Source organism: Brevibacillus porteri (genome assembly GCF_003013475.1).
Taxonomy (GTDB): Bacteria; Bacillota; Bacilli; order Brevibacillales; family Brevibacillaceae; genus Brevibacillus; species Brevibacillus porteri.
The window spans coordinates 162,313-188,428 of the sequence record NZ_PXZO01000017.1; the positions used below are offsets into that span (position 1 = coordinate 162,313).

Genomic DNA, 26,116 nt, shown 5'->3' on the forward strand with positions numbered 1-26,116 from the left:
CAATCCCCCCTTCTTCGCACCGTTTTTGCATACACCAAACACACGGTTACCCGCGTGGCAACCATGTGTGTCAATTGGTTTTGAGCTCCTGCCCGACGATGCTTGTATTTCCGTCCATCTTGATGTTGCTCTCTTTGCAGGTGAGACTGATCTCCTCTTTCGCCGAGATAATCACCTTCGTGGCAGAATCCATCAAAATGTCCTTTTCGGAGACAACCTTGATATTTTTCTTGCTGAAAATCTGAATGCCGTCCGCATCGGTCATGCGAATGAGGATTTCCCCGTCCTTTGCGCTAAGCAATACCTCCGACGGGCTGAACATCAGTTCTTTTCCGTTGGCCGTGCGGAAGTATTTGATATCGGGATTCCCGAGCTTGTTCGTTTCGCCCTCGTCTGAATTTTTCCGGACAGAGCTGATCGCAATCCCGTCACTTTCCTTGTTGCTCGGAAAATAGACGCGGACGTAGTCATCGAGCTCCGGCATGCAATACCAACCGCTGTTTCCTTCAGCCGTATAAACCGAGGAATACGGGAACCAGTGCGCTTCGCTCTTGCTCTGTTTCTCGTCGATATCGAGGTGGATTTTGACGTTGTCTTTGGAGACCTCAATGACTTTTCCTTGCACCGATGCCCCTACAATGAGCGAATTGTGGAGCGGCTTTTGGCTCATTCCTTTTTTGGACGCAAGCAAATACTTATGCTTGAGCAAGCCTTTCTTCATCTCGGTATGTGCCTCATACACATACAGGCTCTTCCCTTTGAAATCCACACCGTTGCCCAAATCGAGCACGCGATCCGTCTCGACCTCGTAAAAGATGTAGTCATTTTCATCCACGCCCTTGACCCCGTTTTCCGAGGAATGGCGGTATTCGTTCAAATTTTTGCGCACTCGATAGTGAAAATCGTCCAGCTTACCTTTCGAGGCACCCTCTGGCACACCAAAGCTGAACTTTGGCTTTTCAAAAACGGATGCCGGCATCAGTCCGGTCTGAAAACGCGAAGCAAGCCGCTTGAGAAACTGCCAATCCGTCTCCTGATACTGCATGGTAAAGGAGCCCAGCTTCCCGCCATTGGAGGCCATGTCCATCATGTCCATGCCTGGGTATTCTCCTGCGATTGTTTTCAAAAGGGCACCATAGGTCATGGCTTTGTTTTGAAACGAACGGCTCTTGCGCTTCACGTCGAGATTGTACGTAGGCGAGACAGCTTCGACGTACAGATAATAAACGTCTCGTACGGCTTTGATGCCTATCTCCAGAACAATCCCCGCAAAAAGCGGCGTGGCGTTGCCGTCGCTATCCACCTGACTGATTTCGATCGGGGTCTGTGCTTCCGTCATTTCTACATAGCTGTCCTTCAATTCTTCTGGTACGATCCCCGTAAATGTCAGGCGAGCGTGCTCATTAATCTTTTTCGTAATCGTAAGTTCTACCAGATGCGTCAATTGATAAGGAGAGATTTGCAAATTGTTGTAGGCAATGACAGGAAGACTCATATTTTCCCTTCTCCCTTCCCATTTTCATTCGAATTGGTGGATACGAGCGACAAGGAATCCATGATCCCCCAGCCTATTGGCTTCCAGTCCGACAGCTCCTGCTCCGTGCAATTGAACGTGCAGAGAAGAGCGCGTTCCTGTAGAGAGACAAAGCTGATCAGGTTGTAAATGTCCGTATCCAATGCGGGCGCAACAAACTCGAAAAATCCGACGCTGTTCCCCGCAATCTCACGTATTCCTTCCTCCTGCCAACGAGCGAGCGGCTGTGTTCTCCGCAAAACCTGCTTCATGACATCCATGAAGGCTTTCAGCTGTGCAGGAGAATCGGTCAGCTTGCTCTCGGTATAGGTGAAAGCCAAGTTAATGGACGCCGTTTCGTTCGTATAAATCAGTGAAGGCCTACGTTCCGATGGATACTTCAGCGCTGCTACTTCTGGACCCATGATGGAAAATGTCTTCGGGAGTCGAATCTGTACGAGATCGTCGAGAACGCGCTTATCCTCCATGGGAATTCTCTCTTCCCCGACGGTAATAAATGATTTGTTCACGACATCCAGTCGGTTTTTGCCCTTTGGACCAAAACGTATTGCTGCTGGCTGTGCATCCTCACCGGAAAGCTCATTCAACATGCCGATAATGCTTTCATCCATGCGCGCCATTTCCATTCACCATCCTCTCGTTAATCAACAATAACCCGCTGACGCCCGCCTGTTTTCCACTCGGTTTTTGAGGACTTTCCGCCACTCTTGGCGTCATCCAATATACGTGCGAGGTATTTGAGAATCTGCAGGTTCGTGTACTCGCGGTAACCAGTCCCCATTCTGTTGCCTATATAATGAAGAATGAGCCCCCGCTCTACCCTGTCCGCATTCAAGCACTGCATGGCAAAGGCGAGATCATACGGGTGATTGGTGACAGTTTTCAGCATTTCATTCGCAAAATACCGCAGGATGAAAGGAGCAAGTGTTGGCTCGTTTCTCCCGGCATGTTCGACATGCACGATATTCCATGTATTGAATTCCGTCGCCATATCGGCTAAATCCTGATAATCCCCGCGAAGCCTTGCCCCTTGCTTGAGCTTGAAGCGCCCCAGCTCCTTTTCATCCTGGCGTGACTCTATCTCCTGATCGAGTACAAATAACGTCTCGTAAACGTAATAGTCGGTCAGCGAAGTCTCCTCGTGAAAGCGAATCTTGAGTACCGTCTCCGTACCTGTGGCCTCATAAGGAACACGCTCTTCGCGGTCGAACAAATAAATCCGTCCTTGATGCTTGACGATTCCTCTGCCGACAGTGAGGTGCCCTTCGCCTATCGATACATCCACCCCAGAAATAATGCCGTCTGTATAATCCTGAAAGTATAAATCTACAAAATGCCGCGGGTAATCACGCAGATTTTCAAGCATCTCTCGCTTGAGAATTCGCCCTTTATGAAAATTGGGATAGAGATGGGAAAACACCGCTGTTCCCCCTTCCTGTTCATTTAAGCTGCCTGGTTACTTGATCATTTCATCCCGTCAAAGAAATCCAGCTCGGACAAGTCACTCTCAAAAGCAAAGAAAACCTTTTTTCCCAAAGCAAGCTGTTCATTCAGACGAGCTACTGGCACGACATGGAATCCCCACTCACTGCCGCTCGCAAAAACGAAGTATTTCGACTCGCCATTTTGAATCGAGTCAGTCTCATCCTGCGGGATATGCGTTCCGTACTTGCTCGCGATGTCCTCATACAACACGTTTTTGTATTGAGCAGGCTCATCCATGTACAAGTACCGCTGGCGCAGCTGGCCGTCATTTTCCTTGAGATAAAATTCAACTTCGCTCACGCCGTAGGGACGCGAGATAGAGCCATGCACGAGACTCAGCTTTTCCTGACTGTGAATCAGCACTCTCTCTTGCTTGTTATGCGTGAAGGCGGTCACGGAATACGGGACGATCGGCGCATGGTTCGTAATTTGCGCTTCGATGAAGCCTGCCTTTTTGGCACTTTGGTAGCGCAGTGCCCCACGTAAGCAAGACAGCTTCAGATCTGGCACCTTGCCTGCATCCTCTGACTTTTGCCGGAACTCGATACTGCGTCCTGGGACAAACTCTTTGAGCGCTTCACGGAAAACATCAATCCGGCACGACTGCCCAGTCAGCTTGATGATCGAGAAGTCAGCCAACCTTCCCTGTTGATAAAAATCGTCCAAGAAGACGCGCAAAATCTCGTAAATATCCGCCTTGATCAGGTGATTGATCTCTTTAGCGTTGAATACGACATCCGGAAAATCAAACACATCCCGGAAGTGACCATCCTCCCGTATCGACAACACCCATCGCTCGACTGCCGTCAGCTTTAGATCAGGCTCTTGACGATTTTCTGTATCGGATGTGAAGCGATTTCGCAGAATGCCGGTCTGACGGAAAAATTCTTTTTTCATGTGGTCAGCGAGGTCCCACAAAAAGTGAAAATTATTTCGGACACGCTGATATTCGTCCCGGCTCTTATTCTCGTACTCCTTGTAGCGAGTCGGCAAAATCGCCTCAGCTTCCCGATATCTCGCCTCGAAGCGTTCATAGATGGAGTCGACGCCGTATTCATCCACGTACCGGAAAATTTCCGATCCAGGGATGTCGATGATCTGGTCGATGTCGGTCACTTGCCGCCCTTTTCCGTAATAGTCCGCGAAGACGATTTTCATAAATTGCATGATACGATACGTAATGTTGTTGCCACCAAAATTGGTGTCGCCGTTTTCATAGGTCGTATCGATATCGATGCGATAGGAGATATGTCCGTCCTCGATCCGGAAATGGCATGATGACAGATCCGTCGTTCCTCCACCACAATCGATGACGAGCGCTTGATACGTTTCCCCATCTAGAAAGCTGTTTTTGTCAATTTGATCCGCAATCGTGTTGAACAGGACGGCCATTCCTTCATCGAGAGCGTGCTCTGATTCGATGCGATACTCAGGCAAAATCTCCGTGAACATCTCAAGAAACTGCGTTTTCAGCTTGACCGGACTTGTGATATGCAGATGACGAAAGCGGCATTTGAATTGATGCTCGGCCATTTGAATGACGTGAAGAAGGTACTGGCGCAGGATGTCGCTTCGTTTCACAGTCGCGGTATTCCCTTGGCTGTCCATGACCTCTTCGATCTTGTGATAGCTGTTCACCCAGCGCTTGATGCCTTGAAACACGGTCGCGTTTGTGCTGTATCCGTTCTTTTTCATGTGCCGCAGTGCTTCATAACCGATGTGAAAGCGAACGTCATGTGGAGAGGAGCAATCCGCCACGCTGACAGCCGTCGGCAGCACCTCGATCCATTCCTCGTTTTTTTGCGTTGTATCGGGGAAAGAGACGTAATTGATCGCATTCAAGCGTATACGTCCATTCAACAAGTCGTTGCTAGAAGGGGAGCTGACATACTGATGGTCGAGAAAAGTACCCGCTGTCGTCGAGGAGGTACCAAAATCAATCGCGAGAACGGCATCTGTTTCTTCCAATTCCCTGATCTCGAGGTCTGTCACCGGTACTTTGTAGTAGTGGAGATTGACCGGCGGCAACGGATGGTCCTGGTGATATGCCTTGTACAAATACTCCGAATCCTGCTTGCGGAAAAAGAGCAGGCTGTAGTTTTGATTGACGGTTTTTCTCAATGGAGCATCCTGGTGAGCGTGCAGCGTAAAATGCCCCGCTCTCCTATCGTCTTTGTCTTTATGCAGATGAAGAACACCGCACAGTTCCATATGTTCGTTCACCAGCAGCACGTTGGACTCGGACAGACCAAGCGTCGTTTCGACCCGATAATTGTCCAACTTGTCTATAGCGAGTCCTACGTACAGGTACATTTTCGCTGGAATCTTGATAGAATCCACACCCGGCAGCGGAGTGTTCAAATATTTAGCCAGAGCAGCTTCGAGACGTTCGAATCCCCCCGGAACAACCCGATCAATTAATAGTCTCTCCTCTGCACCGCGAAAACGGAGGACCGTGAAAATTAAGTCTTCTCTGTCGAGATTATTTACGAGTGAGGTGACAAGCTTTTCTTTGTAACATATATTTCGCAGCTGAAAAGTCGTCATCTCCATCAGCTCATCCCGCGTGTAGGTTGCTCCCCTTTGATTTTTTCCATCCCCGCTGCCTTTTTGGAGATGAAGCTTATATGAATAGGTAGTCATCCCAACTCTCCTCTCTCCCGACCTTTGTTGGGGTCAATCGGTCAAAAAACTCTAGTACAGTGCAACACTGTCGATTTGCATCGTTTCCTCGACATCCAAAATGCCGAAATGATTTCGCCAATAAATCTCTGTATGGAACCGAACCGGTAGAAAAATATCCTTGATTAAAGCGAGCTTGGCATGTGCCGTTTCACTTTCCGACTGCCCGACGTAAATCAGCAGCTCATCTTTTTCTTCGCAATTGGCGTAAATGGTAGAGTGAGAGAAAATTTTGCGCATCGTATCCTTGAGCAGGTACACCGCTTCGCCGGTCTCATACAAGCGCAAAATATTACCTGCGATAATCTCTTGCTCCTCTTTGGTAAAAAGTCGGATATTTTCCTGTACCCGACTGCCGAACAGCCCCGCTTCCAAGTCGCGCAATACAAAACGGATGTGGTATTCACGCTTGTTCATCCCTTGCGACATATCAATCTCTGCCAGCAAATGGATGATGATATCAAACAAGGTATGCCGAAGCTCTACATCGTCCGAGTAATTGGCGTCGAAAAGGTCACGGAAAATATCGTCGAAGCGGTAGTAAGGATTCACTTCTACTGTCTTGTCCACCGTTTTGGCGTTGATGGCCTCATGACTCAGCTCCATGTAGGGCGAGTACACTTTGGCCGCTTGGAACTGGATGTCTTTTTGGGCGATCCCGGCGCGTTTTGCACGAATAACCAAATCCCAGATGTAATTCAAGCCCATTCTCCTTCACACTTGTATTCCGGAAAATACATTTGAACCTCGGAGACGAGGAAGCTCATCATGTCTTGGAGAAGAAAGCTGTTCGCCCCGCGTCTCCGAAAGCCGAGAGCCATGATCTTCTTGTCGTTTTCTACACGGACGTTATCGCTAATGAACGGATTTAAGCCGTACGTAGCGGGAGGCCGATTGTTTTTGTCCCGGATCTCTACATTCACTAGCTCCAATTGTTCAGCGGCTTCAAAGGAATGGACAATTCGGATAATCTCTCCTTTAGCCCGTACGGTCATCGCCTGCTTCCGCGCATAGCTCCCAACGAAGCTGTTTTTGCGACGATTGGACACCAATTCGTAATCCAGTCTCCCGATGCGGGTCGTGACAGGCTGTGTAATTTTGCATACGTTCCAAACTCCCGACTTCTCCTGAGGCGAGACGATCGTGAGCTCTTCCGGCGAACGCTTGATGTAGCGAATCAGCTCCTCATCTCCATCCACCAAATACCCGTGCTCACTACCCGTCTTGCGTAACGACAGGACATGCTCGAAGTTCACCCGGTCAATGGCAGGTACGGGAAAGCCGATGTTTTTTAAAGCCAAACGCTCGATGTTCCACAACGGGATCACGTCCAGCTTTTTGTAAGGCTCCCACTCATCAAGGGTAATCGACATTTCCAGTATCTCTTCGTCTTCTGTAAACGTGCCCTCACAGGCAACCAGAATGACATCGAAAAACTTGCTGGCGTAAGGGTGATTCACCGTTTTCCACGGCATCCCGTTCTTTTGAAACATGTTGTACAGCTTTTCCAGCTCATCCATATACACACGACTTTGTTGGAGGCGCACCTCGATTGGATAGTGATTGCCTGCCGTGTTCAGACGACCCTTGAAGGTTCGCTTGCTCATCATCAGCGCCTGAATCTTGTCATATTCACACTCTAAAAAGATCGTCATCATGACCGCTTCTTCCTGGTTGCTGAGCCTGACCGCCAATTCTTTGCGATCACATATCTTCTTTTCCTCATCGCCAGGGATCATCGGGTACAAATACTCGTGGATCGGGTCAAAATCATCTCGATGGCAGAGGGTCACGTAGATGTCATGCTTATCTTCCTTGTCCTCGATCTCGGAAAAAACACGCTCCTCCAGCTTCTTCTGCATCTCCTCCTGATACTCGACCAGGTTGAGGAAGACACCGTTCATGATCTGCTTGAGCAACCTGCGCTGCTCCAGCTCCTCCATTTTGTTCAAACGATCCAGTACGATCTCTTTCATGGCGTTTTCGCTGCCTCCTCCTGTGTCGGATTGGCTGTAGCTGGTGGATTAGCTTGCGGTGACTGAACTGGTTGAGTCGCCGGAGCTGTCTCGGCTGGCGGGGCTGCTTGATTGGTCGGCGCTACTTGGGGCGCCGGAGCTGGCTGGTAAGTTGGAGCCACCGGATTGACTGGGACTGCCTGATTGATAGGAGCTGTCTGGTTAACTGGTGCCGTTTGATTCACCTGAGCTGCCGGAGGTTGACTCGCAGCACTCGTCCCTTGCACAGAAGGTTGGCCTGCTGGCGCACCTGCCGAAGGCGGATCAGCAGGAGGATTTAGCTTCTCCTCTGCCTTTGTCACCTTGCGCTCCATCGCCAAAACTTTTTCCAGCACACCAATCTCCTGATAAATTTCCTGCGCCTGCGTATACGATTGGATCGCTCCCTCGAAGTCTTGCGCCGCATAGCTCTCGTCGCCTTGCTTCTCCAGCTTGTCACCATCGAGCGTCTTCTTTTCCTTGTCAATGCCGGTCTTTTTGGAAGCTACCTCATCCAGCTTGGTGCGAAGCTCCTTTTCTCCTGTTACAAAAGACGTTTCCAACGCCAGCTTGCGCGCCTTTTGGTAATAGGCTTCTGCACCAGCGTAATCCTGCGCCTCAAACAAGAGATCGCCTTCCTTTTTCCACTGCATGACGAGTACATACGATTGCGTCTTTTCTTTCTTCTCCAAAATCTCCGGTTCGTTAAAATCTTCGCGCCCTTTCATTTCCTTGAGCGCCTTGTCGTACTTATCCAATGCCTTGGCGAACTGCTCATCTTTTACAGCCGTATCTCCATCCACGATCAACTGTGTAATGCGGATTTTTTTCGCCAAGAGAGTGGCTTGAATTTTGTTTTTGACGATATTTGCAGCATTTCGGGCTTCGCTGTACGCCTTGAGTGCCTTCGGATAATCGCTCTCCGCAATGAAAGCGTCTCCGGCTGTTTCATGCTCGAACATGCCTGTCGCAGCATCCGCGATGCGCTCCGCTTCTTTCATCTTGAACAGCAGAGCTCCGCCTCCAGCCAAGGCAAGCACGAGAAGGATGAGTGCCACCCGTTTGATAATCCGCCATTTTTTTTGCGGGTCTGTCTTGAAAATTTTGTTCGCAAAAATAGCGGCTGCCGTGTAGTTTTGAACGACATGCTCTTGCTTGCTCAAAAGCACGTCTTCCAACGTATCGATCCAGGTTTCAGGATCTGTCGCCTCTTGAAGCCCGTCCTTCATTTCGGCCGAATTCACCTTTTCCCACAGACCTGGGGTGGCAAGCAGAAAAACATCACCGTCATAGAGCGGAAGCTTCTTGGAGATAAACGGGCGAAATTCATTGGGTGTCCCCAAATAGCTCAAGAGATTATGCCGCTCCTCGTGCTGATCAAGCGAGTCCTCTGCGATTTCCTCCCCATCCACCATCTGTTGGGCAAGACTCTGATCCTTGCTTTGCCATTGCAGTCGGCCATTGCGAAACTGATACAGTCGGGTGTTACCAGCGACACCGTACCTCACTCTGGCATAGTCCGTTACGATTACCGTCAAGCTCGCTTTTAATCTGACGCGATGGCTCTCGGCTTGCAAGACACGATGGGCCTCCTGTAAATAGCGGCGAATGCGATAACGCGAAATAGACGGCCTCTGCAAAAAATAGCCAAGAACGCTTTTGGCCGCCAACTCTGCACTCTCTACTTCCTGATCGTTGTCCAATCCGCGGGCGATTACCCAGCACGCGATATCATCCAGCTCGGCATAGGCAAAGTAATCCTTGTTGCGAACGAAGCTGCCTGATTCGGATAGAAACCCGGTAATGAATTCACTGTTGTCCTTTCTCATTCGTACTACCCGCTCCCCCGTTACCAGCCTTTTTCCAGGATGAGAATGGTTGCGTTGTCCTGATTGGCTTTTTGCTTGCTTTCCACCGCTTCAATGATTTGGTCAGCCGCGTCATGGGCAGCGATTTTTTGGAACAAAATCTGCTCGAGCTCCATCTCGGTTAACGTATCGTAGACGCCGTCACTACACAGAATGACCTTGTCTCCCTTCTCAAGCGGAAACGGCTCACGTCCAATTTCAATATTTTGAAAGTTGTCATAGCCCAAGTAGTTGATCAGCTGTTTTTTCTGCGGATGCTCCAGCGCCTCGTCCTTCGTAATCTCACCGGACAGAAAACGAGCCTCCAGCACCGACTCATAAATGTCTTTTTGATTGATCGGGATGAATTCTCCATCCCGGAAAACAGTAATGATACTGTCTCCAACCGCTCCCCAGTACAGCTTGTCCTCTACGATTACGCCAGCGACCAGCGTGGTCCCACCCCGACTTCCTCTCAGCGCCTGCAAAATCTCCGAATTGGCCAGAGAAGCAGCCCGGGAAAAGAAGAGGGACATATGCTTCGGGTTGTCCAGCTTTGTAAATTCGCGGATAAATGTAGTCACGGCAAGCGTTGAAGCAAGTCTGCCGTTAGCCAGTCCACTGATTCCATCAGCCAAGATCGCAATCGTCCCATGAGACGATGTTGCTGTAGAAAAGTAATCATCCTGTTCTTCTCGTCTGCCGATCGTCTGTCCATTTCCGATCTGGATGACGGGATTCTTTTCTTGCCGGATCAAAGTTGCACGCAGACGAAACAAAAGAGTAATGGCAATGATCACGCCGAGGACGACCAGATACGGGATTGCGCCCTGTTGAAACATGCTCATCATTCCTTGCCTTTGTTAGAGTTGTCCCACTCGAAGTGAACACCGCACAGCGGGATGAAAATAAAGGTACTCTTTCCGAGCTGAAGCACATCGTACGCAGTAAGCTCGACTGGTGTGTACACTGCTTCATTGTTATGATAGGCAAGCCCCGACGCATCACCCGGGAGCAAGTAAAAGTTGCGTTTTTTCGGATCGTAAACAATTACCGCATGATTGCGGCGAGAGATCGTGTTGTCTCCGACGATTCGGATATGCATATCCTCTGCGCGACCGATGAAGTTCTTCTCCGCCATAATGCGGTAATCTTGACCTTGTTGCGGCCCCTCAATACATACCAGCCATCCGGTAACAGGCTCAATCCCTTCTGTTTCTCCCAGGTACGGCATCGTTTTATCGTCGTCTGCCACTCTCGCTGGTGCTTTGTTGTCCGGCTTTGCCCCAGGCTCAACGACCATACTGCAATAAGGGCAGGTACTTCCGTGTTTTCTGGTGCTAAACATGTGACCATTCGCGCATCTTGTCAAACTCATTCTTCTGCTCCCCCGTTTCGTTCCGTGCAAGGACGATATGTATGTGTGTAAAAGCGCTGTTTCCCCCGTTGTTATTTCAACAACAATCGGGTATTGGCTATGTAAATGATGTCGCCAGCCTTAACGTTATGCGGCTGTTCAATCTCCAGCTTGCTCTTGTCGCGTTTGTTCGGCTGCTTGATGCCTGTGCCGTTTTTGGAATGAATATCCTCGATGAACCAATTCCCAGACGCTTGATTCAGAACCGCATGCTGCTTGCTGATCAAGGCAGCGTATTCCGCGTCCGCCAAGTCGATGTCGACCTCGTTTTGCGCGGAGCTTTTGCCGATCAAAAGGGATGTCTCTCCTTGGATGAACCACTCCTTCACGCTCTCTCCCTCTTCATCTAATAGAACCAGTTTGGTGACGCCATCCTCTTTCTTTGGCTCTGGTTCGTCGGGGCTTCCGAATTTGACGATAATGACCCCGAACAAAAAGAGTCCGAAGGCAATTCCTGTAATAATTTTCAGAGTGTTGCTGTCCGTATAACCAAAGACATAAATGAGTGCACTAATCACAAGAATGGAAATCAGCAGCTCTATGAGCTTCACTCTGATGGACTTTTGGTACCCTTTTTTCTTCGCCACATCTTTCCCCCCAATCAACTACCTATAAATGCTCTTGTTCAAAAGACGAATTTTTGAACTTCCTTTTAAGAAAAATGCTCCGAGCTTTGGGCGAATGGTGTATGTATGGACATCCATCCAAAGACAGGAGCAGGTTGCTACTACCTCTATGTCATGAAAGAGCTGTCATCCAAGCCCGATTTTTCCATCTTATTTTTTCTTCATGCGGAAAAACTGTTCAAACATATCCGTTGTATCCAGTGGATTTTTTTTGCCGGACTTCATGCTGTCGTTCATCTCGCCTGTCTTCGGATTAAATCCAAAAAATCGTTCAAAGGTGCTTCCCACATCTTCGAAGTTCATACCCGATGCAGTCTGTGCTTGCTGTTTGCTTTGCCCTTGTTTCGTGCCACTTGTATGGCCTGTCTGTTGTTTCTTCTGCTGAAAAGCTTCGTAACGCGCGTCGTACGCCTCGCGCAAGGCTGGGTCCTGCAATGTTTGATAGGCCTCGGTAATTTCTTTAAAAATTCTCTCTGACTCACTGCTCCCGGCATTGACATCCGGATGATGCTGCTTTGCCAGTTGACGGTATGCTTTTTTGATGTCATTCGTGGAAGCTTGTTTGGTTAGCCCCAGAATCTCGTAATAATTTTTCATGCATGCACCCTCTGTCTGGCAATGATTTTGGTTATTTTGTAGAGCCGTACCTCGAACACGGCTTTCGAGGTACGGCTCTTCCTACCTTACTTCTCTCAAAACCTAAACAGCGTAGCCGCCTTCGATTTTGGTGTGTTCGGTTTTGTCTTTCTTTTGCTTGATGAAGATGCTGAATGTTCCTACACCCTCGGTATCGCCAAAGCTCTCGTTGTAATCCACTACGAATGCGTTCGGGAAGTAGATTTTGCGGATCACTTGATCAGCAGCGATTACTTCCAGTGTTACTTTGCGGTAGCAATCCGCTTTTTCTGCTGGTACCAAAGACCAGAGAGCCAGCTTCATGGTGTCATCCGCACTGTCACCATCTGTTGCAGTGATGATTTTGCCAGTCAGTTTCAGTGTTGCACCCACATCTGTGGAGCGCGCGTTGGAATCGTCTGGCGTGTCAGTGTCGTACTTTACTGTCTGAATGTTGTCCATGCCCAGCTCAATTGTTTCAGAACCTTCTACTTTGAGTCGAAAACCCATGAATAAAACCTCCTTGAAATGAAATCTTGCTCTCGAAATACCTGATTGGCTTCGAGGCTTATGTGTAAGGGTGCGTTTTGGGAAACACACCTCTAACCACCTTCGTAATGTGTCAAAAAGTTTCATAAACAGCTCTCCAGGGGATCAATGCTATGCTTTGACCGGAGTCGTTCCTTTGGTGATGGTGACCTCCAGATTTTTCACATTGCCGTTGAACACCAGATCGATATGGCACAGATTGCTCTTGTCATCGATGATGTAGCTCATGTCATCACCATCGTGAATGATGGAGTTCACGAAGCCGCGTGTGCCCAGCCATTTGCTTTTTTGGCTGCTCGGATTGTTACTGAAGAACTTCACGATGTTGTCGTGTTTGAAATCACCAGTCTGGAAGCGGAGAATCCGCTCGATATAGGTGCTGACCAGTGTTTTGTAGATGGAATCAAAGCCGTCCTCTGCCATGGCGAGGCTGCGTGCCTTGTACACCGTAATGCGCTTGATATCTTTGCCTTGGATTTGTGCATTTTCCGAAGAAAAGACGAATCCAAAGTTTTTGCGGTTGATGGAATCTTTAATGTTGTTGGTGAAGCCAGAGATTTCTTTGGCCATTGTCGTGATAGCGCGCAGTCCATTTTCACCTGCTTCGATGTCAAAGCGCACACCCGGATATTCGCGGCTAACCACTTTGAATGTCTCACGCAAGTACTCTGGACACTGGTACGCTGCCACGACACCAGCAGCTACATAGCTGGCACCGACATAAACACCCTCGATCCACAGCTTCAGGATGTCTTCTTTTTCCTGGGACAGCTTCACGCCGTCTTCGGTTTGCAGCATTCTGCTGTCGATGACAACTCCTGATTTATCTTTCGGAATAATCGTGAAGTTCGGAATGCTCGGGATCGCGAATTCACTGAATTCTTTGCGCACCAGGATTCCGCACTTGTCGATGTATTTATCAATACCCGCAGTCGCCATGCTGTTGAAGGTCGTTTCTTCACCTGTACTGAAGCTGAAGAACACTTGTACCTTGAAGTCCTTGACGACTTGGAGCAGCATGGTGAGCGATTCCATCGTATTGCCGTCCTGCTTGACGACTTTTTCGTTCCCACGGAAACGCTCGCGAGTCACTTGTGCTTTTCCGGCGGAATCCATATCAACAGATGGAACAATTCCGAACCAGATCGTATCCGTGAAGTCGTTTTTCGCGTTGACCGTGTTCAGGTAAGTCTCCAGACGTGGAATGTTGCTGGACTTCACGAGCATGTCGAGCTTCGTATTCGTGATCAGCATAGCTGGCTGCATGCCTTTGTTCTTGGTCACGTACTGATCGAAGAACATCTTCACGCCCAAAATTTTCTCAACCAAAGGCTTCACCGTTTTTACGAAGTCGTCCTTGGCGTTTTTGTAAAACTCCAGATACGTATTGTAGTTCTGTACTTCTGTCTCAATGTTGACTTCGGTATGTACCGTCGGTAGCGGGCAGAAGGTGCGCACCACGAGATCTTTTACATAGGAGGATGGCGTCTCAGTGATCGACTCGTAATCCTCTTCGAAAACGTTCATCAGTCCGTTTCCGCTGTTTTCATCGAGAACCATCAGCTCGCGGCTGTCACTCTTCGGTGCTTCGATGATCTTCAGTTCTCCGTCTTCCCCAATCGTCAGCATCCCGATCTGAATCGCTTCGGATTGGTTCTCTTCTTGTGCGCCGCCCAAGAGCAGTCGTGTTTTGATATCTTCAATTGCCAGCGGCAGCATCGCCATGACGTTGTTGTAGTTTTTGCTGGCATCCTCGAACATCGTGTTCAGCTTGTCACCGAGATCGAGCTTCTTCGGATCACCATCATCGAGCTTTTCGTAATGGCCGTACAAGTAGTGAATCTCTTTGCGCACCTGACGGATGTCATCCATCACTTTTTTCGGGGAAATCATATCGAGCAAATTCTCGAATTTGAAATCCACGTTTGTGATCCCTTGGCTGCGCTTCGTATCAATCAGGGTAAACAGCATTTTCAAGAAGTCGTTGCTCTGATCGATCTTGATCTCAGAAATCGCATCCTCTGCAATTCCGTCAGGCTTTTTCAAGGTGTACATCACTTTTTGGTTCGCTGCATTGTAGAACGAATAAACGCTCGGGGAGAACTTGTCCAAAAACTCATCGAAGCTGCGCACGAGGAGGTGCTCGTTGATCTCCTTGATCTTGTCGTCACTGAGACTGTCGATGCCTTTTACATCTCCAACAATAGTGATCAGGTCCAATTTTTCCGGGTTGATCTCTTCGAACAGCATGGTTCGGTTGGTCTGGTTAATAATGTCCATAAATGGCCCCTTTCTGTTGTCTGCATAACCACTTAGTCCTACTTGATAGATGATGAGTCCTGCTTCTCGAAAGAAAATGAAAATCGTGACATTTATACCAAAAACAAGCAAAAAATCTTGCCTCTAAATTAAACGTAGCCCGCATAATTTGTCAACATTCCTCGGATTGTGACGATTTTCCTATATCCCGAAGACCATTCCCAGTATTTAGACCCATTTTATTCCACAAATCTTCCTTTTCTTGGATTCTCGTTTTATGCTGAAGACACAGAGTCTCCTTTCCTAGTTCTTCGAAAAAATGGTGATAAGCACAGCCTTGTCCACTCTCTTACTAGGAAAGAAGCACAAGGACTGATAGATATTTCTCCCTAGTTGCCGCTGGGGAGTATTATGCATTCACCTCATATTTACATAAATGGGTGTTATTAACTTTTATATACATCGGCAATAGGAAACCGATCTTTTATACGAACAAACATTTATAGGTAAATCGCCCCATTTTAGTAAGGTATGAACTTTTTAAAATTTTTTTCAGAAAAAAGGTGAATGTATGTACAAAAATCGTCAGTCAACCCTCTCTCTACCGCCACTTTTTCGAATGGTGGTCATTGGACTGCTCCTTCCCATGCTCTTCTTGTCCGCCCCTCTTACTGCGGGGGCAAATGGAACAGCAGATGCGGGAGTAGACGCGGTCTTTGTCATTGATACGAGTAATTCCATGAACAAAACGGACCCTGGCAAAACAGCCGCAGAGGTCATGAGTATGTTCATTGATATGAGCGAAGCCACGCGTACCCGCATTGGCTTTGTCGCTTATAATGATCGGATTGTACAAGCTCAGTCTCTAGCGAGCATGGCCGAAGCAAGAAATCGGGAACAGCTCAAGCGAACCATTCAAGGGTTGCGTTACTCTGGGTATTCAGATTTGGGACTCGGTTTGGGCAGAGGGGCAGATATGATTGAAAAAGCAAAGGACCCAGCTCGCAAGCCATTTTTGATCCTTCTCTCAGACGGGGGAACAGATTTGCGGCAAAATGCGGGTGGCAGGAGTGTGGCAGCATCCAACAAGGACGTGGAGACAGCTATCGCAAAAGCAAAAGCGCAAGGCTATCCAATCTATACGATTGGCCTCAATAGCGATGGCTCCGTCCAAAAGGATCAATTGAAAAAAATCGCAGAGGCAACAGGCGGAACTTCCTTTGTCACACAAAGTACGGATGATCTGCCCGAAATCTTCAATCAGATTTTTGCCAAGCATATTCAATCGCAGCTCGTATCAGTGGCGGCCATGACAGCTACCGGGGGCTTGCAGGAAGTGACCGTGACCATTCCTAACGCCAGCATGCAGGAAGCGAACATTATCCTATTGTCGAACAATCCGCTGCTGGAATCGCAAGTGTACTATCAATCGCAAAATGTGCATTTTATGAAATCCAAAAAATACTCCCTGATGAAAATAGAAAAGCCGAAGAAGGGAAACTATCTCGTAAAATTTAGAGGCAAACCCGGGGATTTGGTGAAAATCAATTTACTGGGGAATTACAGCTTGATGGCTGGTGTAGAGGTCAAGCCTGAACCTGTGATCAAGGGGAATCCTGCCACGTTTACTACCTATCTCCACCATCTGGAGGGTGGCAAACGACTGGATGACAAGGATGTGTACGCATCCATGCAAGCAGAACTGATCGTAACCGATCTCGCGGGAAAAAAAGAAGAAAAGGTCCCGATGAAGAATCTTGGCGATAGCTTTACAGTCGACTACGTCTTCCCTCACACAGGCAAGTACGAGTGGAGAATTTTTATGAATGGCCCGGACTTTTATCGCGAGACGGCTACAAGCGTTTTTGATATCACGAATATCGCGCCAGTTGCTGCCTCGTTGACGATCGAGAAGGAAAACGGTGAGCAGGCTATCGATTTAGGTTCGTTCTTCACCGACGCCAATAACGACAAGCTGACCTATACCATCGTCACCGCTGATCCAGACGAACGATTTGTCGCTACGATTCAAGACGCGGCTCTGAAGCTCTCACCAGAGAAAAGCGGCACATCAGAAATCACCATCACCGCCACGGATGCGGAAGGAGCAAGTGTCACAGGTCCACTCGTCATTACCGTACACTCGGTATGGGATCGCTACATCACCATCGGCATGATTGTGTTGCTCGTAGCAGCGATCGGCTATGGTGTTTACCTGCTTACACGTCCTAAACCTGCCTTTGTGGGTCGTCTTGAGGGGTATTTCCTGCACACGGCAAGCGGCAATGACATTCCTGTCAAGTTTTGGCCTCTCGCCTCCTTTGGCAAGAAACAGCGGATCACGTTGCAGGATCTGTTCACCAGTTTGGATGTGAATGAGCATTTGCCCGAAGCGCAGAAGATTTACTTCCAGCCAGGAAAAAATCAGACGCTACTCTTGGTCAATCATAGTCACTGCACAGTTGAGCGGGGCAAGGAAGCCATGCCCCGACATAAAAAGCTCGTCCTCCAATACAACGACAAGGTGTATGTGACCTTCGAGGATCGGATGACCGAGATCGAAATTCGCTTTAAGAAAACGTCTAGTGAGGAAGCTTCCTAAAAGAGAAGCGCGCCTTTCCCTTCCAAATCAGATGCTCTGCACGAATCGCTGTCGCAAACAGCTTGAGTGTGGGGCATCTTTTTTTCGAGTCGACGGCCAAGCCCCACATAATGACATTCGCCAGGAGCAGCGGAACCTCAGGGTTGATCGTTCGAAGCGATGGCAAGCGATCCTCAATCACTCTTGCCGCCACATCAACGGGACGCTCTTTGGTCAGACAGTAATACAGCGTGGCAGCCAGGCTGTAAATATCCGAGATTACTCCTTGCTTGGATTGACCCGAGTAAAACTCAAGCGGTGAATATCCTTCTGTCGTCACGATCGGCTTAGGTTCATCCTTATCGAAATAGATCGCGGAGCCAAAATCGATCAGCATAGGATAACCAGCTTCGGTGACCAAGATGTTTTTGGGCTTGATATCGCGATGAATGATGCCTTTTTTGTGCAAATAGTCTAATCCGTCAAATACCGGAAGTACCGTCTGATGCAAAAATGCTCCCAGATCAAGCTCGGCTTGGGCTAATACATACTCATCCAGCGTCTTCCCTTTGCAATACTCAACGACGAGATAACCTGTGCCATTTTCAGCAAAATGGTCGATGTATCCGACGATAGTTGGATGATTCAGTTCTTGGTGCAGGGACGCCTCTTGCCAAAAGCTGTCTAGCAGCATGTCGAATTTGGTTTGTAACGATGGTCTGCGACAAATGACCTTCACGTGATCCAAATCTCGCATAGCTAATGCTTGAGGGAAAAACTCTTTGAGAATGAGTGTCCGCTTGCTTTTCATATGGTAGACCACATACACATTCGACAGCTCACTTGTGGAAATGGTCTTTTTGATCCGATAAGCTTTTTGCAGGATCGTGCCTTTTTTCAGACCTCTTTCCCGTTCTATCTGTCCCATGTCATGGCCTCCCCTATCTTTCCTCTCAAAAAATGATAACGAAAGATGGGGGATTCTGGCAATATAAAGAAAAAAGATGGAGAGAGGAATGATTGATCATGGCACATTTGGAATCGTTGCTTCACGTACAAGTTCCCGTAAAAAATTTGGAAGAGGCCATTGTCTGGTACTGCAATCACCTTGGCTTTTCCTTACAGGTGCGGTATCGTACTTCCGCTTTTCTTGCCCTGTCTGCGGGGCCCACCTTGATGATATGGGAAACAGATGAGCAGACGTCCGCAACCTTTACCGTTGATCATCAACCCATGCCTGTTTTTTTGTACACCACTTCCGATGTGCATGCACTCCATGAATATTTGCAGGCCCATGAAGTCTCGATTACCCACTACCAAAACGATGGCTTCGGATGGGTGCTCAAGTTTTTTGACCCGAGCGGAAATATGTGGGGAGTCATCCAGAAGAACAACTAACTTGTGAAGATTTTTCACAGCTTTTTCTTTGATGTTGCCGCTGCTCCCATACGTACTGGCCCCGTTGATAGAACGGAAACGCGATAAAGGTCAACAGCATGAGGATGGCGAAGATGAGCGGTCCTTGTCCAAAGCCGAGTACCTGGAGCAATATCCCGCCGACCCACGCACACACACTCTGTCCAAGGAAGGCAAAGCCGCTGGCGCCGTAATACGCTCCACGTAAATGCTGGGGAGCGATCTCCCCGATCAGGATATCTCCGACGACAAAGCACAAGATTTCGCCGATCGTAAACACCACCATCGCCACGGAGAGCCAAAACAAATTCGTAAATAGCCCGAAGCCGAACAGCCCCAGCCCAAACAATAGACAGCCCAGCTTCAACGCGGTCATCGATGAGTACCGCTTCATAAACTTCGCGAGCGGATATTGAAGCGCTAAAACCGAGATAGTATTCACTACAAACAAAAAGGAATATGCCTCTATTCGATCATGCCCAATGTACTGGGAGAGTGTGGTGTCCAGATGTGAGTAGGCACCAGCAACGAACAAATTCCCGAGCAACAAGTAAAGAAATACTTTGTCTGTAAAAACAATGCGTGCCATCTGATTCATGGTGACCGGATCAGCAGCCACGTCCTTCTTTAGTTGTTCCTTGAACATGATCATAAATACCACCAGTATGGCTGCGTACACGGCAAAAATGATGGCTGTGACGAGGAACGGCAACAAGGATGTACTTCCTGCACCTAGCTGCAAGCCGATTAACGGACCAATTGCTCCACCCAGGTTGATCGCGAAATACCTGGCATTGAAAACAGCTGCCCGCTGATCATCCGGCGTGACATCCGCCAGCAGGGCGCGGGCAGTCGGCTCAAATACGTTTCGAAAAAGGCCGTTGCAGGCACTTAAACCAAAGAACATCCACGTCTCCGTCGCAAAAACGAATCCGATCAAGACGATGCTCCAAGCTCCCATCGCAGTGATCATCACTGGATATCTGCCCAATCGGTCTGACAGTGCTCCCCCAGCAAAGCTACTAATCGTTCCAACCAGCAAGCTGAGTGCGAGGATCGAGCCAACGATCGCCGGATCAATTCCTTTTACCTTTCCTAAATAAATGCCCAAAAACGGAAGCGTCATAAAAAAGCCTGTGCGTGACAAAAAGGTTCCGATAATGACACCCCATGCCACCGGATGAAATCTCATTCTCCCCATCTCTCTTTCCCATTCCCGTTTGTTATCTCTCGTGTTATCTTCAGTATATGGATCTAGAAAAAGGGGAAAAAGGGTTTGATTTGATTGAATCTGATCACCTTTTCGCACATGCATTTTTATATGAGAAATGGGGGCCTGCATGGTTACCGTTCTGCATTTTTTAGAGCTTCGTTCGTTTTTTCATCAAGAAGAAATCGGGAAACCGTTCCCTGTCACCATCGAAAGGCTGGCTGGGATTTGGCACTGCACGCCTCGCTACGCCAAGCTGATTGTCCGTAAGCTAGTCGAGCTAGGGTGGGTCGAATGGAAGGCGGGACGTGGGCGAGGAAATGTCTCGGTCATGACGCTTCATACTGATTCTGATGAGATCCTCCTCGCCGAGGTCAAGCTGCAAATAGACAAGGGCGACGTCAAAGAAGCGATGGAGCTCATGAATCGCTACGGCAAAGCAGCCGTCAAAGACCAGATCATGGATTGGCTCTCGGAAGGAATGGGCTTCTCCAACCACTCGGTATCGAACCGTTCCCAAGATATCATCCGCTTTCCGGTGTACCGCACGATTGTGACGCTGGACCCTGGTCACGCTTATTATCACTTCGATGCCCATTTGGCGGGACAGCTATTCAATACGCTCGTCCATTATGATCTGAACAGTCGGTCTATTTTGCCTTCCATCGCCCATTCTTGGGAAAGCAGCCCAGATGCCAAGCAGTGGACCTTTTATTTGAAAAAGAACGTGCTTTTTCACCATGGACGGGAATTGACTGCCCATGATGTCGTGTTTTCCTTGAATCGACTACGTTTTCATCCAGACACGTATGAAGCAAGCTGGATGTTTCGTGACATAGAACTGATTGAGGCTATGGACCAGCGAACCGTGCACATCCTGCTAAAAGAACCGAATTACTTGCTGCTGCGGCTACTGGCAACGATTCACGCAAGCATTGTTCCAGAAGAAATCGTTCGGCAGGATGAAAAAGACTTTGGAGAAAAGCCAATTGGAACCGGCCCCTTTCAACTAACCCGCCTTGACGAGGGGATCTGTATTCTAGAGGCATTTCCAGCTCATTTTCTCGGGAGACCGCAGTTGGATCGTGTGGAAATTTTGATCTTCCCCGAGTTGGATATGGGGCGCCTAAAAGAACCAAATTGGGCGTCAGTGATGGTGTCGCACGGGGTCCAGTCGAAAGCACAAGCATTGAAGGAAGCAGTCATTCAGGATGGTCAGGACTGGTGCGATACGGAGGCGTTTTTTTCCTGCTGCAATTTGCTTGTTTTTAACCAGTGGAAGAGCGGTCCGCACAATCATATCAAGTTCCGCCAAGCTCTGGATAGGCTAATTGACCGGAATCAAATGATAGCCGATTTGGGCGGAGATCGCATACACCCGGCAAAAGGCTTCCGCACGTATCACCCTGCTTTAAGGGAGGTAAGAGCGAGAGAGAACGAGCAGCTCTGCCATGCTGAAATCATGTCCCTGCTACAGGAAAGCGACTATCAGGGAGAAACATTGCGTCTCGTGACCACAGCCTACCATGAAGAAGATGCACTATGGATTCAACAACGATGCGGTGATTATGGCATTCATCTGGAAGTCGCCGTGAGAGAACCATGGGAGTTTTCGAATCGTGATTGTTTGCCTGAACATGACTGCCAGCTGTACGGCAATGTGTTTAGCAGCGATCAAATTAGCGAGCTGGAGATGTATTTGCAAAGAAATTACTTTCTCCCCGCATTTGATGAAACATTGGCTCGGGCGATCAACAAGGAGATTTGTTTGACTTTGCAGGAACCAGACAGACTTGCGCGGGAACACCACCTCGCCAAGATTGAGGTGATGATCAAGGAAAACTATGCTGTCTTGTATCTGGTTCAGAAAAAGACGCTTACGTTCTTTCACAAGTCTTTGCGAGGTGTGTCGATCAACTCGTCGGGCTGGCTGGACTTTCATAAGATCTGGTTTCAGCCAGATGTGTTGCAGGAAACGAAGCGATAAGTAGGCATAAATTGGTCCCATCAAAGAAAACAACGGCGGACTAGGAAGAGAAGAGTTTCATTCCTAGACTCCGCCGATTTGTTTTTGTTAAATAAGAGGGCTTTTGGCGTTTGGGAATAAAGCATATTTTAATGGTTACATTAATTGCAACTAAGCGCAGTAAAATGCCGGATATTTACAGGTAAAAATTTCGAACAGGCGGGCAGATCACATGAAAATAGACGTATCTCCTTCCTTGCAGGAAAACAAGGAGTACATTCAAAACCAGTTGTTTCATTCAAGTGATCTGAAGTGGCGGAGCATTCAGTTTCATCAATTGGAGGGCCTCATCGTCTTTTTGGAGTCCCTTTCTGACCAACAGAGAATTCAAAAAGAGATCATTCAGCCCTTAGAAGAAAATAAAGAAGGAACCTTAGATAAAATCATTACCTCTGTGAACATTACAAGAAAGTCAGATCTGAGCCAGTTGCCCCAGGCGTTAGTTCAAGGAAATTGCGTATTGTTGCTTGAAGGTACAGCAGATGCTTTCGTAGTCGGAGTCGCGGCTGATTATAAACGAAGTATCTCGGAACCGGTAAACGAGGGTGTTATTCGCGGCGCTCATGATGGTTTTATTGAGCACCTCATCACGAATCTGTATCTGGTGCGAAAGCGTATTGAAAATCCGAACCTAGTTGCTCGCTATTATCAGGTCGGAACGGAAAGCAAAACAAAATTGGCTCTTCTCTTTATGCAGAATTTGGCCAATCCAGATCTGGTTAAAGAAGTGGATTCCAGACTTCGTTCCATTGTGATGGACAACACTCTCTCACCTGGATTCATTGCCGAACTGATTGAAGACAAGCCATTTTCTATTTTTCCACAAATCTTATTTACAGAAAGGCCGGATCGGGCTGTAGCCCATCTCATGGAAGGCCGTGTCGTTATTTTATCTGATGAAGACCCGTCTGCGTTAATTTTGCCTGTGACTTTCTTTGCTTTTTATCAAACCCCAGATGATTATCACAGCAGGTGGATTGTCGGATCGTTCCTGCGACTGATTCGTTTGTTTAGCTTTATCACCTCTTTTCTGGTCCCTGCCCTGTATATTGCTGTTGTTGGCTTTCACCCTGAAATTCTTCCTACCGATTTGATTTATACCGTAAAAAGCAGCATTGACAGAGTTCCGTTTCCTCCCATCGTAGAGGCTTTTCTCATGCAGATTACATTAGAAGTGCTACGTGAAGCAGGGATTCGTTTGCCGAGCCGAGTAGGCCAAACGATCGGCATTGTCGGCGGCTTAGTCATCGGTGAATCGGTCGTACGAGCTGGATTGGTTTCGTATCCCATGGTTATCGTTGTTGCTTTAACCGCTATATCCTCATTTGTGGCCCCTTCCAATGAGATCAGTACGGCATCTCGTATTCTAGGCTTCCCCCTGATGATTCTTGCCGCGATGTTCGGTTTGATCGGGATCATGTTTGGATTGCTTTTTCTCTTAATTCATTTATGTAAATTAGAGTCCTTTGGTACAGCTTATTTTGCGCCTGTTATGCCTCTTCGAATCAAAGACCTGAAGGATACATTTGTACGTTTTCCAATCTGGAGCTTGAATCAACGTCCCCATGACCCGCATCCAAAAAGCGTAAGCCAAGAAAGATATTCAAGAGGGTGGGAACATGATGATCCCGGAACAGAGTAGAATCACCCAAGGGCAGTTCATGTTTTTTGTTATCCAATCTCAAGTGGGAGTTGGAATTTTAACGCTTCCTCATAAAATGCAAGCAGCCGCCAAGGGAGGCGGATGGATCTCAACCTTAATCGCGGGATTGATAGTACAAGTGATTATTGTCATTCTTTGGGGTCTTTGCAGACGGTTTCCTTCCGATACGCTATTCAGTTTCTTGCCCAAAATCACGGGAAAGCTTCTTGGAAGTCTCCTTGGATTGGCCTATATTGGTTACTTTTTGCTCTCTGCGGGAACGATTTTAAGCTTTTTTGCCGAAATCGTAGGAAAGTGGGTGCTCCAAGCAACACCGAGATGGGCCTTATTACTTCTCACTCTCCTCACTTGTATCTATTTGGTTAAAGAGCCCCTTCAAGTGATTGCCAGGCTGTTTGTCATCTCTTCGTTTACCATCATTGTGATGGTGTTATTATCCTTGTTCGGTTATGCCAATGCGAACTTTACTTATCTGTTCCCTATAACGGACGCGGGATGGGGAAATATCATCAAAGCTGCGAATGAAGCATTGTTTCCGTTAGTCGGTTACGAAGTGATGTTGGTGATTTATCCTTTTGTTGAAGGGAAAAGCGGAGGGAAATTAAAGGCAGCTTCTGTTGGCAATATGCTGATTGTACTTTTTTACACCTTCGAGGTATTTACCAACTTGGTCATTTTCAGTCCGGCGATCATGCCCGCCATTTCGGAGCCTCTTCTGTATATGCTGAAAGGATTTTCCTTCCAAATCATTCAACGGATCGATTTACTCTTTTTATCTCTATGGATTTTCATCGTTAGCACTGCCATTGCCTCTTGGCTTTACATGGCATCAGTAGGCTTAGGCCATTTCTTCCACCGAGGTGAACATAAAAAGGCAGTCTTCTATGCCGCTTTCATTGTTTTTATTCTGGCTTTGTTATCAGAAGACCCATCGATTATCGACCTCTACGATCGAATCCTTAAGACTTCACATTATTTGTTTGTGGTTGTTCTTCCTTTGATCTTTCTCCTCTTCTCGTATTTATCAAAGAAAAGGAGTGCGTTAACCAGATGAAAAGGATGTGCATTACGAGCACAGCTCTCGTTGTTTTCTTATTAATGGCTGGGTGTTGGGACCAAGATCTCTTGCGAAATGCTCGTTTGATTTATGGAGCAGGGTTCGACCTTGCGCCGAATGGAAAACTCCTAACCACTATTGTCATACGAGACTTGCCTCAGAGCGAGCAGCAGAGTCCTGCTAACGATATTATATACGCAGTCGGCAATACGCCAAGAGATACTCGTGATAAAGCGGATAATCAAGTATCCCGGCTGCTTCGCAGTTACAGGAATCGAGTTATCCTCATTGGGGAAGAACTGGCAAAACAAGATATTTATCCAATTCTTGATGTTTTTTACCGCGATCCCAAGAGCGCTCTAAACGCAAAAATCGCAGTGACGCAAGGAAAGGCGACAGACATCCTTTCCCTGAAGAAAGTAGGGAATGTCTTAATTGCGGAAGAAATTGATGAATTAATCAAGAGTAAAGAAAAGACTACATCCATTCCCAAGGTGACCCTTGAAACGATTTACCCTGCGATCATCGACCCTGGAGAGGATTTTGTTCTTCCCTACCTTGTGCGAAAAGGGAAACGAGTGGACATTTCCCGTATTGCCATGTTTCATGATCAACGATTCACAGGAGTACTGAGCCCTGATGAATCTACCATGTGTTTATTGTTGCAAGCCCGAATGGGGAAAATAACGAGTTTTACACAAAAATTAAGTGCACAGAAAGACCATAAAGGCAGCCATGATTATATTACCTTTCAAATAAATAAATCAAAGCGAAAGATGGAAGTGTTGGTTCAACCGGACGATCAAATTTCGGTTACGCTGGATTTAAAATGGACAGTAGGTGTCGAAGAATATCCCAAAGATCAGTTAAATGATAAGAAAATGATTGCCCAGTTAAACCAGCATCTATCTAAGGCGATGACTGATTTAGCTAAAAAAACACTTCAAAAAATGCAAGAAGCCCGCTGCGATGGATTAGGTATCGCCAGACAACTCATGGCATTTCATCCTGAAATTTGGAAGAGGCAGAAGGAAAACTGGGGGAGCAACTATCAAAAAGTGCATTTTGCTCCTCAGATTCATGTAGACATTACTAAAAAAGGGATTATCAATTAATTTATTGGAATAAAACTTGTTCTCAGAGATTAACTTACGC

General features: G+C 47.6%; 21 protein-coding genes. 6 read left to right on the forward strand and 15 right to left on the reverse strand.

The genetic code is table 11. The features are described 5' to 3' along the window. Positions 1 to 70 precede the first annotated feature (70 nt). The 13 genes from C7R92_RS10335 to C7R92_RS10395 all read right to left on the reverse strand — a co-directional run bounded on the left by C7R92_RS10335 (position 71) and on the right by C7R92_RS10395 (position 15,029). Entirely contained in the window at positions 71 to 1,495 is a 1,425-nt protein-coding gene (locus C7R92_RS10335) for a contractile injection system protein, VgrG/Pvc8 family (RefSeq protein WP_017252074.1), read from the reverse strand. Continuing rightward, a complete protein-coding gene (locus C7R92_RS10340) occupies positions 1,492 to 2,160 on the reverse strand; it encodes a hypothetical protein (RefSeq protein WP_106834187.1) in 669 nt (222 codons plus the stop codon). The genes C7R92_RS10335 and C7R92_RS10340 overlap by 4 nt, the downstream gene beginning before the upstream one ends. A 14-nt stretch (positions 2,161 to 2,174) precedes the next feature. Next, positions 2,175 to 2,954, reverse strand: a complete 780-nt coding sequence (locus C7R92_RS10345) for a DNA and RNA helicase (RefSeq protein ID WP_106834188.1) — start codon at positions 2,952 to 2,954, stop codon at positions 2,175 to 2,177. A gap of 44 nt (positions 2,955 to 2,998) precedes the next feature. Then, positions 2,999 to 5,662, reverse strand: coding sequence for an acetate and sugar kinases/Hsc70/actin family protein (locus C7R92_RS10350; RefSeq protein WP_106834189.1), 2,664 nt, complete (start codon positions 5,660 to 5,662; stop codon positions 2,999 to 3,001). A gap of 51 nt (positions 5,663 to 5,713) precedes the next feature. Further along, a complete protein-coding gene (locus C7R92_RS10355) occupies positions 5,714 to 6,409 on the reverse strand; it encodes an iron-dependent peroxidase (RefSeq protein ID WP_106834190.1) in 696 nt (231 codons plus the stop codon). Continuing rightward, positions 6,400 to 7,677, reverse strand: coding sequence for a normocyte-binding protein (locus C7R92_RS10360; RefSeq protein ID WP_106834191.1), 1,278 nt, complete (start codon positions 7,675 to 7,677; stop codon positions 6,400 to 6,402). Before C7R92_RS10360 ends, C7R92_RS10355 begins: the two co-directional genes overlap by 10 nt. Then, positions 7,674 to 9,524: a PP2C family protein-serine/threonine phosphatase gene (locus tag C7R92_RS10365; RefSeq protein WP_106834192.1), complete on the reverse strand. Its 1,851-nt coding sequence runs from the start codon at positions 9,522 to 9,524 to the stop codon at positions 7,674 to 7,676. The genes C7R92_RS10360 and C7R92_RS10365 overlap by 4 nt, the downstream gene beginning before the upstream one ends. Before the next feature lie 20 nt (positions 9,525 to 9,544). Beyond that, positions 9,545 to 10,384 carry a PP2C family protein-serine/threonine phosphatase gene (locus C7R92_RS10370; protein WP_017252080.1) on the reverse strand — a complete coding sequence of 280 codons (840 nt, stop codon included), beginning with the start codon at positions 10,382 to 10,384 and terminating at the stop codon, positions 9,545 to 9,547. 5 nt (positions 10,385 to 10,389) lie between these two features. Then, positions 10,390 to 10,920, reverse strand: coding sequence for an FHA domain-containing protein (locus C7R92_RS10375; RefSeq protein ID WP_017252081.1), 531 nt, complete (start codon positions 10,918 to 10,920; stop codon positions 10,390 to 10,392). A gap of 71 nt (positions 10,921 to 10,991) precedes the next feature. Continuing rightward, positions 10,992 to 11,546, reverse strand: coding sequence for an FHA domain-containing protein (locus tag C7R92_RS10380; RefSeq protein ID WP_106834193.1), 555 nt, complete (start codon positions 11,544 to 11,546; stop codon positions 10,992 to 10,994). A 189-nt stretch (positions 11,547 to 11,735) separates the two neighbouring features. Beyond that, positions 11,736 to 12,182, reverse strand: a complete 447-nt coding sequence (locus tag C7R92_RS10385) for a J domain-containing protein (protein WP_106834194.1) — start codon at positions 12,180 to 12,182, stop codon at positions 11,736 to 11,738. A gap of 102 nt (positions 12,183 to 12,284) precedes the next feature. Beyond that, positions 12,285 to 12,710, reverse strand: a complete 426-nt coding sequence (locus C7R92_RS10390) for a membrane-associated protease 1 (RefSeq protein ID WP_069848092.1) — start codon at positions 12,708 to 12,710, stop codon at positions 12,285 to 12,287. Between the two features lie 150 nt (positions 12,711 to 12,860). Then, positions 12,861 to 15,029, reverse strand: coding sequence for a transcriptional regulator (locus C7R92_RS10395; protein ID WP_106834274.1), 2,169 nt, complete (start codon positions 15,027 to 15,029; stop codon positions 12,861 to 12,863). A gap of 550 nt (positions 15,030 to 15,579) precedes the next feature. On the opposite strand from C7R92_RS10395, the gene C7R92_RS10400 reads away from it, so the two are divergent. Further along, a complete protein-coding gene (locus C7R92_RS10400) occupies positions 15,580 to 17,610 on the forward strand; it encodes a VWA domain-containing protein (protein ID WP_106834195.1) in 2,031 nt (676 codons plus the stop codon). On the opposite strand, the gene C7R92_RS10405 is transcribed toward C7R92_RS10400, so the two are convergent. Further along, positions 17,591 to 18,517, reverse strand: coding sequence for a serine/threonine protein kinase (locus C7R92_RS10405; RefSeq protein WP_106834196.1), 927 nt, complete (start codon positions 18,515 to 18,517; stop codon positions 17,591 to 17,593). The two genes, C7R92_RS10400 and C7R92_RS10405, sit on opposite strands and share 20 nt — an antisense overlap. Positions 18,518 to 18,615: 98 nt before the next feature. On the opposite strand from C7R92_RS10405, the gene C7R92_RS10410 reads away from it, so the two are divergent. Next, positions 18,616 to 18,987, forward strand: a complete 372-nt coding sequence (locus tag C7R92_RS10410; protein WP_069848308.1) for a VOC family protein — start codon at positions 18,616 to 18,618, stop codon at positions 18,985 to 18,987. Here C7R92_RS10410 and C7R92_RS10415 read toward each other — a convergent pair. Beyond that, positions 18,968 to 20,197 (reverse strand): MDR family MFS transporter, encoded by a 1,230-nt coding sequence (locus C7R92_RS10415; protein WP_106834197.1) that lies wholly within the window; start codon positions 20,195 to 20,197, stop codon positions 18,968 to 18,970. The genes C7R92_RS10410 and C7R92_RS10415 overlap by 20 nt on opposite strands. Before the next feature lie 148 nt (positions 20,198 to 20,345). On the opposite strand from C7R92_RS10415, the gene C7R92_RS10420 reads away from it, so the two are divergent. The 4 genes from C7R92_RS10420 to C7R92_RS10435 all read left to right on the forward strand — a co-directional run bounded on the left by C7R92_RS10420 (position 20,346) and on the right by C7R92_RS10435 (position 26,076). Then, positions 20,346 to 22,202 (forward strand): SgrR family transcriptional regulator, encoded by a 1,857-nt coding sequence (locus C7R92_RS10420; RefSeq protein ID WP_106834198.1) that lies wholly within the window; start codon positions 20,346 to 20,348, stop codon positions 22,200 to 22,202. Between the two features lie 211 nt (positions 22,203 to 22,413). Next, positions 22,414 to 23,883 (forward strand): spore germination protein, encoded by a 1,470-nt coding sequence (locus C7R92_RS10425; RefSeq protein ID WP_106834199.1) that lies wholly within the window; start codon positions 22,414 to 22,416, stop codon positions 23,881 to 23,883. After that, positions 23,861 to 24,958 carry a GerAB/ArcD/ProY family transporter gene (locus tag C7R92_RS10430; protein WP_106834200.1) on the forward strand — a complete coding sequence of 366 codons (1,098 nt, stop codon included), beginning with the start codon at positions 23,861 to 23,863 and terminating at the stop codon, positions 24,956 to 24,958. Before C7R92_RS10425 ends, C7R92_RS10430 begins: the two co-directional genes overlap by 23 nt. Further along, the gene (locus C7R92_RS10435) at positions 24,955 to 26,076 is read left to right on the forward strand and encodes a Ger(x)C family spore germination protein (protein WP_106834201.1); all 1,122 of its coding nucleotides are present in this window, start codon (positions 24,955 to 24,957) and stop codon (positions 26,074 to 26,076) included. Before C7R92_RS10430 ends, C7R92_RS10435 begins: the two co-directional genes overlap by 4 nt. Positions 26,077 to 26,116 lie beyond the last annotated feature (40 nt).

What these genes read in the sequence shown, in the direction of transcription:
- C7R92_RS10335 (WP_017252074.1), bottom strand. Translation starts at nt 1,495, where the DNA reads ATGAGTCTTCCTGTCATTGCCTACAACAATTTGCAAATCTCTCCTTAT.
- C7R92_RS10340 (WP_106834187.1), bottom strand. Translation starts at nt 2,160, where the DNA reads ATGGAAATGGCGCGCATGGATGAAAGCATTATCGGCATGTTGAATGAG.
- C7R92_RS10350 (WP_106834189.1), bottom strand. Translation starts at nt 5,662, where the DNA reads ATGACTACCTATTCATATAAGCTTCATCTCCAAAAAGGCAGCGGGGAT.
- C7R92_RS10355 (WP_106834190.1), bottom strand. Translation starts at nt 6,409, where the DNA reads ATGGGCTTGAATTACATCTGGGATTTGGTTATTCGTGCAAAACGCGCC.
- C7R92_RS10360 (WP_106834191.1), bottom strand. Translation starts at nt 7,677, where the DNA reads ATGAAAGAGATCGTACTGGATCGTTTGAACAAAATGGAGGAGCTGGAG.
- C7R92_RS10365 (WP_106834192.1), bottom strand. Translation starts at nt 9,524, where the DNA reads ATGAGAAAGGACAACAGTGAATTCATTACCGGGTTTCTATCCGAATCA.
- C7R92_RS10370 (WP_017252080.1), bottom strand. Translation starts at nt 10,384, where the DNA reads ATGTTTCAACAGGGCGCAATCCCGTATCTGGTCGTCCTCGGCGTGATC.
- C7R92_RS10375 (WP_017252081.1), bottom strand. Translation starts at nt 10,920, where the DNA reads ATGAGTTTGACAAGATGCGCGAATGGTCACATGTTTAGCACCAGAAAA.
- C7R92_RS10385 (WP_106834194.1), bottom strand. Translation starts at nt 12,182, where the DNA reads ATGAAAAATTATTACGAGATTCTGGGGCTAACCAAACAAGCTTCCACG.
- C7R92_RS10390 (WP_069848092.1), bottom strand. Translation starts at nt 12,710, where the DNA reads ATGGGTTTTCGACTCAAAGTAGAAGGTTCTGAAACAATTGAGCTGGGC.
- C7R92_RS10395 (WP_106834274.1), bottom strand. Translation starts at nt 15,029, where the DNA reads ATGGACATTATTAACCAGACCAACCGAACCATGCTGTTCGAAGAGATC.
- C7R92_RS10400 (WP_106834195.1), top strand. Translation starts at nt 15,580, where the DNA reads ATGTACAAAAATCGTCAGTCAACCCTCTCTCTACCGCCACTTTTTCGA.
- C7R92_RS10405 (WP_106834196.1), bottom strand. Translation starts at nt 18,517, where the DNA reads ATGGGACAGATAGAACGGGAAAGAGGTCTGAAAAAAGGCACGATCCTG.
- C7R92_RS10410 (WP_069848308.1), top strand. Translation starts at nt 18,616, where the DNA reads ATGGCACATTTGGAATCGTTGCTTCACGTACAAGTTCCCGTAAAAAAT.
- C7R92_RS10415 (WP_106834197.1), bottom strand. Translation starts at nt 20,197, where the DNA reads ATGAGATTTCATCCGGTGGCATGGGGTGTCATTATCGGAACCTTTTTG.
- C7R92_RS10420 (WP_106834198.1), top strand. Translation starts at nt 20,346, where the DNA reads ATGGTTACCGTTCTGCATTTTTTAGAGCTTCGTTCGTTTTTTCATCAA.
- C7R92_RS10425 (WP_106834199.1), top strand. Translation starts at nt 22,414, where the DNA reads ATGAAAATAGACGTATCTCCTTCCTTGCAGGAAAACAAGGAGTACATT.
- C7R92_RS10430 (WP_106834200.1), top strand. Translation starts at nt 23,861, where the DNA reads ATGATGATCCCGGAACAGAGTAGAATCACCCAAGGGCAGTTCATGTTT.
- C7R92_RS10435 (WP_106834201.1), top strand. Translation starts at nt 24,955, where the DNA reads ATGAAAAGGATGTGCATTACGAGCACAGCTCTCGTTGTTTTCTTATTA.